Origin of the sequence: Priestia sp. J2 (assembly GCF_020790095.1) — a bacterium.
Lineage (GTDB): Bacteria > Bacillota > Bacilli > Bacillales > Bacillaceae_H > Priestia > Priestia zanthoxyli.
Map to the genome: position 1 here is coordinate 3633001 of NZ_CP086208.1, position 14978 is coordinate 3647978.

The 14978-nt window shown below is 39.2% G+C and carries 16 protein-coding genes; 10 read left to right on the forward strand and 6 right to left on the reverse strand.

The genetic code is table 11. The annotated features are described in order from the left end of the window. The first annotated feature begins 320 nt into the window (after window positions 1-320). The 3 genes from pruA to LJY09_RS18865 all read left to right on the forward strand — a co-directional run bounded on the left by pruA (window position 321) and on the right by LJY09_RS18865 (window position 3855). On the forward strand, window positions 321-1889 hold the full coding sequence (gene pruA, locus LJY09_RS18855; RefSeq protein ID WP_028414951.1) for an L-glutamate gamma-semialdehyde dehydrogenase: 1569 nt from the start codon (window positions 321-323) through the stop codon (window positions 1887-1889). Between the two features lie 72 nt (window positions 1890-1961). Further along, on the forward strand, window positions 1962-2876 hold the full coding sequence (locus LJY09_RS18860; RefSeq protein WP_014458744.1) for a proline dehydrogenase family protein: 915 nt from the start codon (window positions 1962-1964) through the stop codon (window positions 2874-2876). Between the two features lie 175 nt (window positions 2877-3051). Beyond that, window positions 3052-3855, forward strand: a complete 804-nt coding sequence (locus LJY09_RS18865; protein WP_028414952.1) for a YwqG family protein — start codon at window positions 3052-3054, stop codon at window positions 3853-3855. Window positions 3856-3912: 57 nt separating this feature from the next. On the opposite strand, the gene LJY09_RS18870 is transcribed toward LJY09_RS18865, so the two are convergent. Next, window positions 3913-4434, reverse strand: coding sequence for a YcxB family protein (locus LJY09_RS18870; RefSeq protein ID WP_098999646.1), 522 nt, complete (start codon window positions 4432-4434; stop codon window positions 3913-3915). Between the two features lie 172 nt (window positions 4435-4606). Between LJY09_RS18870 and LJY09_RS18875 the strand changes: the two genes are divergently transcribed. After that, window positions 4607-4993, forward strand: coding sequence for a VOC family protein (locus LJY09_RS18875; protein ID WP_098999645.1), 387 nt, complete (start codon window positions 4607-4609; stop codon window positions 4991-4993). Between the two features lie 26 nt (window positions 4994-5019). On the opposite strand, the gene LJY09_RS18880 is transcribed toward LJY09_RS18875, so the two are convergent. Further along, the gene (locus tag LJY09_RS18880; RefSeq protein WP_014458740.1) at window positions 5020-5172 is read right to left on the reverse strand and encodes a hypothetical protein; all 153 of its coding nucleotides are present in this window, start codon (window positions 5170-5172) and stop codon (window positions 5020-5022) included. A 190-nt stretch (window positions 5173-5362) separates the two neighbouring features. Between LJY09_RS18880 and spoIIP the strand changes: the two genes are divergently transcribed. After that, window positions 5363-6547, forward strand: a complete 1185-nt coding sequence (spoIIP, locus tag LJY09_RS18885; protein ID WP_034271278.1) for a stage II sporulation protein P — start codon at window positions 5363-5365, stop codon at window positions 6545-6547. A gap of 256 nt (window positions 6548-6803) precedes the next feature. Here the strand turns inward: spoIIP and LJY09_RS18890 are convergent, their stop codons facing one another. The 4 genes from LJY09_RS18890 to pgaC all read right to left on the reverse strand — a co-directional run bounded on the left by LJY09_RS18890 (window position 6804) and on the right by pgaC (window position 11438). Continuing rightward, entirely contained in the window at window positions 6804-8519 is a 1716-nt protein-coding gene (locus tag LJY09_RS18890) for a putative bifunctional diguanylate cyclase/phosphodiesterase (protein WP_028414956.1), read from the reverse strand. Window positions 8520-8899: 380 nt separating this feature from the next. Further along, window positions 8900-9766 (reverse strand): intercellular adhesin biosynthesis polysaccharide N-deacetylase, encoded by an 867-nt coding sequence (gene icaB / locus LJY09_RS18895; RefSeq protein WP_228307381.1) that lies wholly within the window; start codon window positions 9764-9766, stop codon window positions 8900-8902. Next, entirely contained in the window at window positions 9763-10224 is a 462-nt protein-coding gene (gene pgaD, locus LJY09_RS18900; RefSeq protein ID WP_154973242.1) for a poly-beta-1,6-N-acetyl-D-glucosamine biosynthesis protein PgaD, read from the reverse strand. The genes icaB and pgaD overlap by 4 nt, the downstream gene beginning before the upstream one ends. Continuing rightward, window positions 10182-11438 (reverse strand): poly-beta-1,6-N-acetyl-D-glucosamine synthase, encoded by a 1257-nt coding sequence (gene pgaC, locus LJY09_RS18905; RefSeq protein WP_154973240.1) that lies wholly within the window; start codon window positions 11436-11438, stop codon window positions 10182-10184. Before pgaC ends, pgaD begins: the two co-directional genes overlap by 43 nt. Before the next feature lie 293 nt (window positions 11439-11731). Here pgaC and LJY09_RS18910 point away from each other — a divergent pair, with 293 nt between their 5' ends. The 5 genes from LJY09_RS18910 (at window position 11732) to LJY09_RS18930 (ending at window position 14972) form a co-directional block, all read left to right on the forward strand. Further along, complete coding sequence (locus tag LJY09_RS18910; RefSeq protein WP_228307382.1) at window positions 11732-12259, forward strand: ferritin; 528 nt, start codon at window positions 11732-11734, stop codon at window positions 12257-12259. Between the two features lie 22 nt (window positions 12260-12281). After that, on the forward strand, window positions 12282-12482 hold the full coding sequence (locus tag LJY09_RS18915; protein ID WP_154973238.1) for a hypothetical protein: 201 nt from the start codon (window positions 12282-12284) through the stop codon (window positions 12480-12482). A gap of 142 nt (window positions 12483-12624) precedes the next feature. After that, the gene (locus LJY09_RS18920) at window positions 12625-12780 is read left to right on the forward strand and encodes a hypothetical protein (RefSeq protein WP_014458731.1); all 156 of its coding nucleotides are present in this window, start codon (window positions 12625-12627) and stop codon (window positions 12778-12780) included. 481 nt (window positions 12781-13261) lie between these two features. Beyond that, window positions 13262-13987, forward strand: a complete 726-nt coding sequence (locus LJY09_RS18925; RefSeq protein ID WP_154973237.1) for an AbrB/MazE/SpoVT family DNA-binding domain-containing protein — start codon at window positions 13262-13264, stop codon at window positions 13985-13987. A 250-nt stretch (window positions 13988-14237) separates the two neighbouring features. After that, entirely contained in the window at window positions 14238-14972 is a 735-nt protein-coding gene (locus tag LJY09_RS18930; protein ID WP_154973236.1) for a class I SAM-dependent DNA methyltransferase, read from the forward strand. The last annotated feature ends 6 nt before the right edge of the window (window positions 14973-14978 follow it).

Consider the following 14978-nt stretch of genomic DNA (forward strand, 5'->3'; position numbering starts at 1 on the left):
TTTGAACAACTTTGTCTATTGTTTTTTGATCGAAAAAGTATTTTACCTTACTATCGATAAACTCTTTCTTTTATCGTAATTCTTCACTTCAAAACATCTTTTCATCTACTTACTCATATCCCTTTCTTTTCTTTTTGTTCAAAATCACTATAAAAAACATCGTTTTATTGGCTTTTTAAACAAAAGTGTTTATTTTAAAAATTTTTGAACATTTTTGTTAAAAAACTATGTACAAAACGAGAATAAGGTGATTATAATACAGGTATAGGGTGTTGGAATATTAATTATGTTGTAAATTTTCTAAAAAAGGGGTAATGAAAATGAACACAATGAATATTAACGAAATCAAACAATACAAACACGAGCCTTTCACGGACTTTACGGTTGCTGAAAACAAAGATGCGTTTGAATCTGCATTAGAACTTGTACAATCAGAGCTTGGAAAGGACTATCCTCTTGTAATTGGCGGAGAATTCATTACAACAGAAGATCAAATTCAGTCCATTAACCCAGCAAATAAAGCAGAAGTTATCGGACGCGTGTCAAAAGCAGATCAAGACCTGGCTGAAAAAGCAATGCAAGCAGCACTTTCTACATTTAATACATGGAAAAAAGAAGCGCCGGAAGCTCGCGCTGACATTCTTTTCCGCGCAGCGGACATCATTCGCCGCCGCAAACATGAATTTTCAGCTTACCTTGTAAAAGAAGCAGGAAAGCCGTGGAATGAAGCAGATGCTGATACAGCAGAAGCAATTGACTTCCTTGAATACTACGCTCGCCAAATGGTGCAGCTAAAAGACGGCGCGCCTGTTGAGAGCCGCGAAGGTGAAGAAAATAAATTTAATTACATTCCGCTTGGTGTCGGCGTTATTATTTCACCGTTTAACTTCCCGCTAGCGATCATGGCTGGAACAGCTGCTGCAGCGATCGTAGCAGGAAATACAGTTCTATTAAAACCAGCAAACAACACGCCGGTTATCGCAGCAAAATTTGTAGAAGTAATGAAAGAAGCCGGCCTTCCAGACGGCGTACTGAACTACGTGCCGGGAAGCGGAAGCGAAATTGGCGACTATTTAGTAGATCATCCAAAAACACGCTTTGTTTCATTTACAGGCTCGCGTGAAGTAGGCTGCCGCATCTATGAACGCGCAGCAAAAGTACAGCCTGGTCAAATTTGGCTAAAGCGCGTTATTGCTGAAATGGGTGGTAAAGACACGGTCGTTGTAGATAAAGATGCTGATTTAGATTTAGCTGCTTCTTCTATTGTGTATTCAGCATTTGGCTTCTCTGGACAAAAGTGTTCAGCAGGTTCTCGTGCGGTTGTTCACCAAGACGTATACGATATCGTTCTTGAAAAAGCAGTTGCGCTCACAAAAACATTAACAATGGGCAGCCCTGAAGATGTAAATACGTATATGGGACCTGTTATTGATCAGGCTTCTTTCAACAAAATTACAAAGTACATTGAAATCGGTAAAGAAGAAGGCCGTTTAATGACGGGCGGAGAAGCAGATGATTCAAAAGGCTACTTCATCCAGCCTACGATCATTGCAGATGTAGATGAAAAAGCACGTTTAATGCAAGAAGAAATCTTCGGCCCAGTCGTAGCATTCTGCAAAGCGCGCGACTTCGATCATATGATGGAAATTGCGAACAACACTGACTACGGTTTAACAGGTGCCCTTCTTTCAAATACGCCTGAACACATTGAGCGTGCGAAAGAAGAGTTCCACGTTGGAAACCTTTATTTCAACCGCGGTTGTACAGGTGCCATCGTTGGGTACCAGCCGTTTGGCGGATTTAATATGTCAGGAACAGATTCAAAAGCTGGCGGTCCTGATTACTTGATTCTGCACCTGCAAGCAAAAACAACAAGCACAACGCTTTAATACTCAGTAGAGCAGCCCTAGGCTGCTCTATCTTAAAACAACAAGGGATTTTTTCTATAGGGGGAGATATTTATGTTAGCAGAGGTATCTAAAAATGTGTTTCTTCACGCTTCCCAAAATAAAGCGCTAAACAAAGCGGCGAAAAAATGGGGTCTTCGCTTTGGTGCAGCTCAAGTGGTAGCTGGCGACACAATTGAACATGCGATTAAAAAAGTGCAAGAACTGAATGAAAAAGGACTTGTCTGTACGCTTGATCATTTAGGGGAATTTGTTTCAAGCAGAGAAGAAGCTATCGAAGCAACTCAATATAACGTCAGAACGCTGGAAGCTATGGGCCAAGCCGGTGTAACATGTAACTTATCCGTAAAAATGACGCAGCTTGGTTTAGATATTGACCGCAGTTTTTGCGTTGAGAACATGCGCCGTATTGTTGAAACGGCGAAAAAATACGATAACTTTGTCCGAATCGACATGGAAGACTACGCTCACTGTCAAATGACGCTAGATATTTTACGAGAGCTTCGCGAGACCTATGATAATGTCGGAACAGTTATTCAAGCTTACCTGTTCCGCGCTGAACAAGACGTAAAAGAGCTAAAAGGAGTTCCTCTTCGATTGGTAAAAGGCGCGTATCAAGAATCACCAACCGTGGCGTTTCAAGACAAAGCCCAAATTGATGAGAACTATATGCGAATTATTGAAGAGCATCTGCTTAGCGGAACATACACGGCTATTGCATCTCACGACCACAATATTATTGCAAAAGTAAAAGAGTTCGCTCACAAAAACAACATCCCGCGCACGCAGTTTGAGTTTCAAATGCTGTACGGATTCCGAACAGATATGCAGCTTAGCCTTGCAAAAGAAGGCTATACAATGCGCGTATACGTTCCATTTGGCAACGACTGGTTTGGCTACTTTATGCGCCGCTTAGCCGAAAGACCGCAAAACGTCGCATTTGCTTTAAAAGGATTCTTTTCTAAATAAGCAATCTATTCAGTAAGTATCATAATGAAAACGCTATCATTTCTTTGTACCCTTTGCAGAAGCATCTGCAAAGGGATTTTTTTATACGATTTCTCTTCCCTTTCAGTATGTATTAAGGTAAAATCAAAATACGAACAAACGTTCTTTTTAATTCCAAACAAAAAGGAGAATACACATGAATCCTCTATCAAAATTAGAACTGCCTCCTAAGCTAGAACCTTACCGAACAGAAATCGAAAAAACATGTAAGCCTTACATCCACATCCATACGGTTATGAACAGTCCAAAATTATATGAAAGCAAGTTTGGCGGCAACCCTTACCTTCCTCTAGAAGCAAATCATCCTCTTGATTCTCAGGGCAAGCCGATGCTCCTGATGGCACAAATCAATTTTTCTGACGTGCCTTCCTATGAAAATATGCCCTCTCAAGGCATGCTTCAATTTTTTATTTGTGGAGCTGATAATGAAAACGCCGGCGATGTGTACGGACTTGAATTTGACCATCCTACATCTCAAAAAGACTTTCGCGTCGTTTTTTATGAAGACGTAATAACTGACGAAAAAAAGTTAACAACCGATTTTTCGTATCTTGAAGACATTGACCGAGATATGTTTCCTATTCCTCAAGAAGTGGGCTTACAGTTTGAAATAAGAAGCGAACCCGTTTCCCCTACTGACTATCGCTATAACGCTGTAGAACCAGGTTTTTTTGACGATGAAGAAACGGAAGAAATCTACTGGGATGAAGTGACGGGCGAGTATCATAAAATGGGCGGATACGCTTTTTTCACTCAAACTGATCCAAGGGACTACGATGAAGCGCTGCGAGCATACAATGTTTTGCTTCTTCAATTTGCCATGGACGACGAAGCGGAAATTATGTTTGGCGATGCAGGAGTGGCCAATTTCTTTATTAAAGAAAAAGACCTTCGCAACCGTAACTTTAAAGATGTTTTGTATAACTGGGACTGCTGTTAAAAAAACGCCCTCTTAGATACTTTTCTAAGAGAGCGTTTTTTACATTACTTTTACTACTCAGCCTGTTTTTCTTGCAGCATTCAGCGTTTCTTTAAACTGCTGTAGCGCTTTCACATCTGAAAATGTGTTTGTAGGAATAACATATCCGCTCATTGCGCTAACAAGAATAAAGATATGTTCATCGGTTTCTCTAATTTGAGTGATGCTTGACCAAGGAGTCTTCACTTCTCCTTTTGAGCTTTTCTCTACCAAGCCATCTTCCGTAACCATTATAGTATGCTCACCCGTCAGACTGCTGTTACCTTCTTCATTCATCACCTTTATAATGTTCTTTTTAATACTGCCGTAAAAATACTTCGGATAAAATAAAAACCAAAGCACCGCAAGCAGCGCAAACGCTGCGAACATGCCAAGTAAAAACTCTCCTTTAATCCACGAAACAAGCAAAGGAATAAAAAGAAAAATAAGCGACATCCATCGCTGAACTTTCAGCACTTTTTGTACTCTTTCCGAATGTTGAGCGTGATGCATGTTAAAAGCTACGTAATCATCTTTGGTTAACGTATAGTGATATTCCATATTAATCTCCAATTCTCTTAAATAACAACAAAATAAAATATACCTCATTTGGTTTTATATGTATATAAAATAATGAGTTTTTCTTATGAAACACATCAACTTTTTATCATTTATTTACACATATACATCACGTAAACTTAACTAGTACTTTACTATTTAAGGAGGAATGTTTATGACTTTTACACTGACGCATATTGATCATATTCAGCTAGCAGCACCACCGAACTCAGAAAGCGAAGCACGACACTTTTTCGGAACTGTTCTTGGATTAACAGAAGTCAAAAAGCCGGAAAGTCTAAAAAAGCGCGGCGGCGTTTGGTTTGAATTTGGTTCTTATCAGCTGCATATTGGTGTGGAAACTGCCTTTTCACCTGCAAAAAAAGCGCATCCAGGCTTTCACGTTAAAAATCTACCTGCGTTCAAAGATCATCTGACTAGCTTCGGTATTTCTTTTATAGAAGACCAAAACATTCCCGGCGTCGAAAGAATTTACGTGGCTGATCCTTTTGACAACCGAATAGAGTTTTTAGAGAAAGTGAATCTCCCTTTTTCTAACTGAATGTTCGACAAAACAAGAGCTCTTATTTAAGAGCTCTTGTTTTCTTTTGGTCCTTCTTTTTGCTTTTCTTTCCACAGCATGTATAGCAACAGCCCCAGCAAACAAAATGCCACGCCAAACATTGCTAAAGGAAATAAAAGTGTATTAATAAAATGATGATAAACCCATGAGTCGTTCATCTAACCAGCTCCAATACGCACCGTTTTTTTACAGTATGCCCTAATATAAACTTTTTTATATTGTGTTAAATATCATGGTTTCTATCATATTTCTTTTTCTTTTTAATAGAGTAAATAGTAGATACATAACATTCTCCTCTTAGAGTTCTTAGTCGCTGATTTCAAAATTTTATTAGAGGAGGTTTACTCTATGAAAAAAAAGTTCACTGAAAAGCCTAAAAAGCTTTTTTGGATTCTTTCTTATAAATCATTAATTATCGCTATACTATTTGTTCTGTTAACATCTGCCGCTATTTTTACCGTCACGTATTCAACTCTTCAGCATACGCTGCGCTCGAACGTTGTCTATCAAGCGCTATCAAATTATAAAGCTCAAAGCTTGTTCTACTTCATGCATACGGAAAACCATCATTTCTCTCATGCCTTTGAAGAAGACTTCTCCCCGCCTCCTCTTTCTTCTGTCGCCCTTCAGCTTGCGACGAATATTCGCGTGGCGGATACAAGAAGTCTATTTGGATCAGAACTGCCCGGCTTTTCTATTTTTGATTCTCATATTCTGTTAGCCGGTGAAGGAACGGATTATACCACGATTCCTCATGAATCGGCTCCTCCTCTCGAAAGCATTTCTGGAGAGCGTGATTTGGATCCTGCTGAAAGCAAAACGTACGAAGAAAGCAAAAAACAGTCTCAAACACAAGCTAAGCAAAGCACGGGAGACAGAAAAGTTGTGTACATCTACCACACGCACAGCTGGGAATCTTATTTCCCTTTACTTGGTATGCCAGGTGAAGCGAACGAAAATAAAGCAGTAGATAACAAAACCAACATCACGCTCGTTGGTCAAATGCTAGGAATGGAATTAAAAGCAGACGGAATCGGATCGGAAGTAGATACAACCAACATGACGCAAAAGCTGAATGAAAAAGGCTGGGGTACAGGACGAGCCTATGCGATGTCTCGAAGCGTGGTGGAAACAGCTCTTCAGCAAAACCAAGACGTCGATTATTTAATTGATATTCATCGTGATTCACTACGTCAAGAAAAAACAACGGCTACTATCAACGGCAAATCGTACGCTAAAATAATGATTGTATTAGGTGAAGCGAATCCGAAATTTGATGAAAATGTAAAAATGGCTAAAGCGATTCATGAAAAGCTAGAGGAAAAATATCCAGGCCTTAGCCGCGGAGTATTAAGCAAAAAGAAAACAAGCGGCAATAACGGCCTGTATAATCAAGACTTATCCGACCGCTCCATTTTAATTGAAGTAGGCGGCGTCGATAACAATATGGAAGAACTCACAAATACCGTCAAAGCCTTTTCTGATGTGTTCAGCGAGTATTACTGGCAAGCTGAAAAAGTGAATGCGCAGTAAACAAAAACTAGCTACCCCAGGTAGCTAGTTTTTGTTTTTATGAGAGTCACGCTTCTCCTTTTCTTCACACGCAAAGCAGACAAGCTTCCCTTCAACAACCACACCGTTCAAAAATCCCTCTAAACAGTACACGTTCTTTTGACATATCGTGCAGATTCCAACGTACTCTTTCACGACTTTCTCACTCCTTACATACGATTAAAAACCATAAAAAAAGCTCTATTAAAGAGCTTCTTTCCGTACATAGGATTTTCCTTCATTTCAACAAACGGCTCATTTCCTCAGGAGAAAGCGGCTTATCAAATAGATAGCCTTGACCGATATGACAGCCTTGTTCCGTCACAAACTGCAGCTGTTCTTCGTTTTCGATTCCTTCTGCGGTTAGGGCAAAATTAAGTTTTTTCCCCATTTGAATAATCGTTTCCACCAGCACTTTTCCAACTTCATCTAAGTCATCAATAAATGATTTATCAATTTTTAACGTATTGATTGGCAAGTGTTTAAGATAGCTGAGAGAAGAGTAGCACGTTCCGAAATCATCCATCGCCACTTTTATCCCTAGACTCCGCAGGCGGTTTAGCACTTTTTTCGATTCTTGACTGTTTTGAATAACGCTTTCGGTGATTTCAAGTTCTAGAAAGTGCGGATCAAGGCCCGTTTTCTTCAAAATTTGTTCCATGTCCGTTACAAATCGTGAGGACTTCAGCTGAATAGGTGACACGTTCACCCCTATTTTACTCGCTTTTAAATTTATCTCCGTCCATGCTTTCATTTGCTGACATGCTTCTTCTAATACCCATTTGCCAACCGGTACAATCAAACCAACTTCTTCTAAAATGGGCAAAAATTCATTTGGATAGACAGTACCAAATTTTGCGCTATTCCAGCGGATAAGCGCTTCTGCCCCTATGACATCAGACGTTTTCAAATCGATTAACGGCTGATAAACGAGCTGAAACTCATTTCTTTCTAACGCATACTTTAACTCATTCTCCATGCTAATCGTTTTAATGATTTTTTCATTTGATGAAGAAGAACTCATTTCATATGTGTTTCGCCCATTTCGTTTTGCTACATACATCGCAATATCTGCTTGCTTAATTAACCTGTCAATTAGTTCATCTGCGTCTTTTGGAATAATATGCTGCTGACATTCCTTTGAAAATAGGCTGATGCCAACGCTTGTAGAGGTTAGCACTTTATCTCCGTCTATATAAAAAGGAAGCGACATTTCTTTTACAATCTGCTCGGTCATTTCTTCAATTTCCTCAACAGTTTTTAGTGTATGAAGCACTAAAATAAACTCATCGCCCCCGTGCCGCGAGATAAAATCAGAGGACGGAATACATTTTTTTAATCTTTCTGCTACGCGCCTCAGCAGCACATCGCCGTGATGATGGCCAAGCGTATCATTTATTGATTTGAAGCGGTCTAAATCTAAAAATAAAATAGCCAGCAGTTCTGGAGATTCTTCATCTAAAAACAGTTTTTTTAGCTGTTTGTTTAACCAGTAGCGGTTAGGTAAATTAGTTAACGGATCATAATAAGCCATTTGCTTAATTTTTTCTTCATATGCTTTTCGCTTTGTAATATCATTGCGAATTGATACGTACTGATACGGTTTTCCTCGTTCATCTAAAAATGGAACAATGGTTGTATCCACCCAGTAATACGAACCGTCTTTTGCCTTGTTTTTTATTTCTCCGTGCCAGACCTTACCTGAGCTGATTGTACTCCATAACTCTTTAAAAAACCGTTTTGAGTGATGTTTCGAATTAATAATACGATGATCTTGACCGAGAAGCTCATGTCTTTCATATTTAGAAATTTCACAGAATTTATCGTTCACGTGATTGATGAATCCGCGACTATCTGTAATCGCTACAATCGATGATTCATTTAACGCAAGTTCAATATCATTTAGTTTTTTCAGCGCTTCTTTAAATTTATATTCAAAATGCCTGTTTTCCATATCCTATACACCTTTATCAAAATTTTAACGATAAAACAAAACCCATGACGAAATGATAGAGAGGAATCGTGAATAATGAATACAATTTAATTAGCAATGGACAGCGAATTAGTTTGTCCGATTGCCTTACATTCGTAAAATAGTAAGCGTACAATTGCCGCTTTTCCTCTTTACACCTTTACAAACTTCTTACACGCAGTTTGTAAAAGGATTGATAGATAGTTTCGTTTATCCATATCTGTTATCACAACTTTTCTATGGTAACATTAAAATGATTTTTATAGAAATGAAAGTGTACTTTCTTCACGTAATTGACATACCTTTTGATGGTAAACAGAAAAAAGCCTCTGCTTTAGACAGAGGCTTTTTTCACTTTCTTCTCATGAGCTCGTACGCGTCAGCCACGGAAGAATAAGATATTGAAAGGTTTTGTTGTACACAACAATCCGGTTAAGATAATACGGATCGTTGTCTTTTGTAATAACATGAGGAGCTAAAATAGCTGCTTGGTGAAAACCAGCATCTTTCACAATCTTAGCTACGTCATCATTCGTATTGCCGTATGGATAGGCAAAGTAAACGGAGTCTATTCCTAAATGGTTCTTAATCGTTTCTTTGCTTTTTCGTAAATCACGAGCAAACGCGCTGTATTTAGCAGGCGTCAGAAATAAAGGCTTGTCTTCTTCTAAACGGTGCATATCATACGTATGCGAACCGATTGTTGCAAGGCCGCTGTCTTTCATTTCTTTTAGCTGACTCCATGAAGCCATATTTAAATTTTGAAAGTCCTCTGCTCCCACTTGTCCTGCGATTACATATAGCGTAAACGGAATGTTTTCCTTTTTCAAAATTGGAAAAGCGTTTTGATACACGGTACGGTCAATATCGTCAAATGAAATCCATACGCAGCGTTTTGGAAACGTGCCTTTTTGCTGATACGTTTCAATATCTTTTGGCGTAACAAACGTAGCGTCAAGTTCCTTCAGCTTTTTTAACTGTTGTTCAAAATCATTGCTGTAGACGCTGTACTCTGTCAGTTCGTCAGACTTTGTAACTGAGCTGACAATTCGATTAAACCAATTATGCTTGCGCACGCGATGATAATTTAAGCCTAAGCATCCGTTCGTCTCAAGCGCTGGCTCCACGGTCGTTGTTGCTTTCGCCTTATCTTCCCAGTTCACTACTTTAAAGAAAATAAAGCCAACTACCGCTGCCGCAATCAAAAGAAAGAATACATATCTCTTCATGCGTGCTTCCTCTCCTCAGTATGTTTTAACGGATTAACATCAAACTCGATGTACTGTGCACGCTGAAGCTCTTGAATTTGATCCTTCGATAAAAGCTCAAGACGCTCTAAATCTTTAATACTCGTATACGCCGGCTCTTTTCGTCGGTTTAAGCTTCCAAATCTCTTTTTGTTGTAGAATCCCCATAAAAACAGAGCCAGGAAAAAGAAGCAAAAAATAGCGAGTCCAATTACTAAAAACGTTCGAATTTCGCCGTTCGTCGTTTTGAACGCAATTTTTAATACCCCGCTGTAACGGTCATTTACGCCGATAACAGCTGAAAGGAAAAACCAAAGAACAATGGCACAATACATCCAAAAAACAGATGAAACAATGATGCTTATCACGAATCGAGCAAGAGGCTGCTTAGCTTGAATCATGATTTGCTCTTCGTTAAGCCGCGGTCTGGACTGCTCCATGTGGCATAGCCTCCTTTCACTCTAGATCTGATAGCACGAGGAAATGCGCCCACTACCACAATCGTATTGACAATCCAGTAAAGCGCTGGGTACCATGCAGCCCAGACGTAATACCGCTTCACGTTGTCGTATTTCGAATCAATTTTCAGCGCAATAAACAGCTGAATTAAGCTCATAAATACAAGGGAAAATGACGTAAACGTAAACCAAAACAGTATGTCTTGAGGACTGTTCGCGGTAACAAGCAGCATGATCGTCACAAACAGCCATGCGAATGACCAAAGAGTACTGACCCACTGCTCTAGGTATACAATCCAAATTCTGCGCTGCTTCCATTTTAATAACACTTTCCAGTGGCGAAGCATTACCTCTTGCCCACCTTGAGCCCAACGTACTCGCTGCTTCCAAATTCCTTTTAAGGTTTCGGGCACAAGCATCCAGCACAATGCCCGCGGTTCATAGCGGATATCCCAAAAGCGCTGCTGCAGCTTCCAGCTTACGGCGATATCTTCCGTAATCATGTCACGATCCCACAGCCCGACGTCCACAAGTGCTTTCTTTCGAAAAGCCACTACTACGCCTGAGACCGTCATTACTTTTCCTAAAATTCGCTGTGTTCGTTTAATAGAACCGATAATAGAAGAATACTCAACTAGCTGAATGCGACTCAGCAGCGTATTACGGTTTCGAATGCGCGGATTTCCGGTAACGGCTCCCAGCCGTTCCCCTTTATGAAGAAAATGATGGATTAGATAATACGGAGCGTCTTGATCTAAAATAGCGTCTGAATCTAAGCAGATTAAAAACTCAGCTTTAGATGCGTGCGCACCTAAATGCAACGCGTTGGCTTTTCCTTTATTTTCATAAAGCTGAATCACACGAACTTCAGGGTGATTCCTGCTGATTTCCTTTAAAATATCAGCTGTTCCATCGGTGCTTCCATCGTTAATAAGGATGATTTCTTTAGACGGATAATCTAACGCCAAAAGGTGCTTAAGCGTTTCTTCAATCGTTTCTTCTTCATTATAGCAAGGCACTAAAAAGCTCACTAACGGCCAATCAACTGTTGAAAAATCAACTTTAGGATCTCGGTCGCGATAGCGTATGTAAATAAGCGTGCCCGCAATCCAAAATAAAGACATAATAAATGGATACCAGAAAACAAAGCTCGCGAGCTTTTCAAATCCAGGTATTAATACGTGTTGCATATTCATTTTTCTGACTCCTTCATACCAATTAAAATTGCACAGAGTGACAATTTTATCATTAAATTGGTTAAATAGAACATAGTAATTTTAACCATCTAAAAAAAGAGTCTTTTAAACTACGTTTATTCCTATATTATACAACCCCTTTATGTAAGTAAGAAGCACCAATAAAGGATGGGCAAGTTACCTACTTAAAGAAGTGACATATAGTATCACTATAGATTTCTTTCACCATAAAAAACGTGAGGGTTGCAGCTAGTATATGAAAGAAATTCTTTCCCTAAGGAGGAATAACAAATATGAACGAACAAATTCAAAAACTGCTCAATAACTTAATTCAACTTGAACACGTCTCTTCAACTTTGTACCTAGCTATGTCTAACTATATGAATCGATTAAACTATAAAGGAATGGGCAGCTGGCTACGCCTGCAGTCTGAAGAAGAACGCACTCATATGCTAAAACTTATTGACTACTTAGTTGACCGCGGCGGAACGGTTGAATTAAGTTCTTTACCTGCTCAGCCAAGTGAGTTTGGGACACCGTTAGAAACGTTTCAAAAAGTATTGGAGCATGAAAAGTTCGTCACAAATTCTTATCGTCAAGCGTTTCAATTTATCAGCCAAGCGAACGATCCTCAAACCCTAGTCATCGTGCAGGACTTTTTGAGAGAACAAGTCGATGAAGAAGCTCAGGCTCAGGCTCAGACAATTGTAGACCGCTTAAAAATTGCTCAAAATAACCCTGCAGCTATTTTTATACTCGATCAAGAACTAGGACAGCGAAAAGCTGCGCCGGCGGCGGGCGGAGCAGCTGCGCAAGGTTAAACGCGCAGAAGAGCACCGAACAATGTACAGAAACAATAACACGCCTCCCGTTTCCTTGCTTCGAGTTGGGATTCATCACGGCTATTACGGCTATCCGCCCAATGTGTACGATGCCATTCAAAGGCTTATGAATCAATATATGCATCAGCTTCACTATCATCGCCCTCAGTACGTTCACGTGTACTACGTGCACCCTTCTCTTATTCACTACTACCTTCACTGAGTGGAGGAAAACAGGAATTTTGTTTCATGAAGAAATTCACTGCTTTTCCACCTAATTCAGGAATTCCAATCAAAAATATGGATATTTATGCTAATATAAAATTTGTTAATCATATAAAGAAATAATATTAGCGGGGTGTCATATGGATAATCAATACGTGGTAGGATGGGGAACGCTGGCTCTAATTAATGCCGGATTAGCGCAAGGTAAAAATCGAACCGGTCTGAACTGGTTCTTATTATCTCTTGCTTTAGGACCGCTTGCTACCTTCATCTTACTGCTGGTTGAAAAACGATAAAATTAGCTCAAAGCTCATTACATTGAGCTTTTTTCTTTATTCTTCAACTATAACTGCTCTCCAAAACAAGTAAAAAAAGCACTGCTTGAAATTTTTTTCTAGGCTTAATATGCATAAATCTATTCATCATTCAGACTGAGTTCCGCGGCATTTTTTGATTAAAAACCTACATCTACTCTTTAGAAATAGGGTATTGGCCCTTTTTAAGCCTTTTTTTCTTTCTCTTCTTGCAATAAAACCAAAAGAAAGAAGAACGCTTTTATTCTATGCTTTTTCAATTATAGATTAACTTGTTTTCTTCAGATGATTACCATTTACACGGGAAAGCTGTGCATCTACTGAATGAGGTCAAACTTCCTGTATTTCTCAATCTGTAGGATGAATAAATACTCATTTGCTTCATTTGACAAAGAAATAAATGCTGTGTAATTTAAGTAACATACCCCATCTAAACTGTTTTTAGAAAGGATTAAGTAGCAAGATGCGTACAAAAAAAGAAGAGTGTATAATTGATGAAATGGGAAGAGTATCCCTTCCTTCTTTGTTTATGCAAATAACGAAACTCGAGACGAACGACAAAGTTCTTTTACGGAGCTGTGATGATTGGATTATTATTGATCATCATGATGAAAATGTCCCCGTTCCTTCTCATATCTTCATTCGAACAATTGACCATATGGGTAGAATAGTCATTCCCAGATCCCTACGAGACGACTATGAACTTAAGCCCTTTGATTATGTAGAACTATACGTAGTAGAACAGCAAATTGTTGTGAAAAAAAGAGACGAAAAATCGATAGCGCTTTCACAAAAACCTGCGGCGTCTCCTCCTTATTATGCATCATTAACCGGACGGCAGATTCAGCTCACTTCTGAACTGTTAACGTCAGTCGAATTGGGTGCAAACATGGAGGTTCAATTTTTTATTAACCAAGAAAATAACATTGTGATTCGAAAATATGAAATGAGTTTTGGTCAGAAAACGTCTTTAACATTTACGGCTCAATCTCGAAAAATTGATGACCGTTTTCGACTTACTATTCCTAAAAAGCTGCGAGATGATTTCTCTATTCACTCAGGTACAATGTTAAAAATAAAGAAGGGCAATAAGCAGCTAATTTTAGAAAAAGTGGAAAATGAAAAAGAGATTAGCAGCGTATTATCTCAGCAAATAGACGCAGCAATTGTTGAAAAATTACCGAAATAAGAACGACGCCAAAAACAAATGGTTTCCTATGGATTCAAAGCAAAAGCTAAGAGTTACGCATAGACTGACCCTTTCTATACTCAACTCTTAGCTTTTAGACTTATCTTCCATAAACGTGTACAAGCCGGTTACTCCACATGATAGCACTATCTCCAAAATAATACACCATTTCCATATCCATCAAAATCATTGTAACTAATTTGAATATATGACTATAATAAGGTACTTTGGACAAAGGAGGCTGATTTAGTTGAAAATCTCAACAGGAGCTGAATTTTATGATAATGACGAGACGTTTTTGGCCTATACAAAACGCCGGCAGCAAAAAGAAAATGCCAACGATACGATTGAAAAACCGGCCATTTTACAGCTTCTAGGTGATGTTGCAAATGCAAACGTTTTAGACTTAGGGTGCGGAAACGCTGGATTTGGTGCGGAGCTTCTTGCACAAGGCTGTTTCTCTTATACCGGAGTAGACGGCTCTATCAATATGATAAATGCAGCTCAGCAACAGCTTTCAAACTATCCAAATGCAGAAGTGATCCATGAACCGATGGAGCACTATACTCCGCCCCGTGACAAATATGATTTAGTTACCGCAAGACTGTCTCTTCACTATATAGAAGACTTAGCTTCCATTTTCACTAAAGTAAATCAAGCACTCAAACCTGAAGGAAGGTTTATTTTTTCCGTTGAACATCCAGTTATTACGTCTACTCTTCAGCCTTCCGCTCTCCGCACAAACTGGACCGTGGACAACTATTTCTTCATGGGATTCCGTCAGCAGCACTGGATGGGTGGATACGTTCAAAAGTATCATCGCACGCTTGAAGAGTACTTTTCTTTGATGCAGCAAAGTGGATTCACCATTACAAATTTAACAGAAGCATGTCCTCAAAAAGAACATTTCGACAGCGCTGAAACTTACGAGCGTCGAATGCGTATTCCTTTGTTTTTACTAATGAGCGGTGTGAAAAATAGATAAACGAAA

Coding starts and splice junctions, on each gene's coding strand:
- pruA (WP_028414951.1), top strand. CDS start 321: ATGAACACAATGAATATTAACGAAATCAAACAATACAAACACGAGCCT.
- LJY09_RS18860 (WP_014458744.1), top strand. CDS start 1,962: ATGTTAGCAGAGGTATCTAAAAATGTGTTTCTTCACGCTTCCCAAAAT.
- LJY09_RS18865 (WP_028414952.1), top strand. CDS start 3,052: ATGAATCCTCTATCAAAATTAGAACTGCCTCCTAAGCTAGAACCTTAC.
- LJY09_RS18870 (WP_098999646.1), bottom strand. CDS start 4,434: ATGGAATATCACTATACGTTAACCAAAGATGATTACGTAGCTTTTAAC.
- LJY09_RS18875 (WP_098999645.1), top strand. CDS start 4,607: ATGACTTTTACACTGACGCATATTGATCATATTCAGCTAGCAGCACCA.
- LJY09_RS18880 (WP_014458740.1), bottom strand. CDS start 5,172: ATGAACGACTCATGGGTTTATCATCATTTTATTAATACACTTTTATTT.
- spoIIP (WP_034271278.1), top strand. CDS start 5,363: ATGAAAAAAAAGTTCACTGAAAAGCCTAAAAAGCTTTTTTGGATTCTT.
- LJY09_RS18890 (WP_028414956.1), bottom strand. CDS start 8,519: ATGGAAAACAGGCATTTTGAATATAAATTTAAAGAAGCGCTGAAAAAA.
- icaB (WP_228307381.1), bottom strand. CDS start 9,766: ATGAAGAGATATGTATTCTTTCTTTTGATTGCGGCAGCGGTAGTTGGC.
- pgaD (WP_154973242.1), bottom strand. CDS start 10,224: ATGGAGCAGTCCAGACCGCGGCTTAACGAAGAGCAAATCATGATTCAA.
- pgaC (WP_154973240.1), bottom strand. CDS start 11,438: ATGAATATGCAACACGTATTAATACCTGGATTTGAAAAGCTCGCGAGC.
- LJY09_RS18910 (WP_228307382.1), top strand. CDS start 11,732: ATGAACGAACAAATTCAAAAACTGCTCAATAACTTAATTCAACTTGAA.
- LJY09_RS18915 (WP_154973238.1), top strand. CDS start 12,282: ATGTACAGAAACAATAACACGCCTCCCGTTTCCTTGCTTCGAGTTGGG.
- LJY09_RS18920 (WP_014458731.1), top strand. CDS start 12,625: ATGGATAATCAATACGTGGTAGGATGGGGAACGCTGGCTCTAATTAAT.
- LJY09_RS18925 (WP_154973237.1), top strand. CDS start 13,262: ATGCGTACAAAAAAAGAAGAGTGTATAATTGATGAAATGGGAAGAGTA.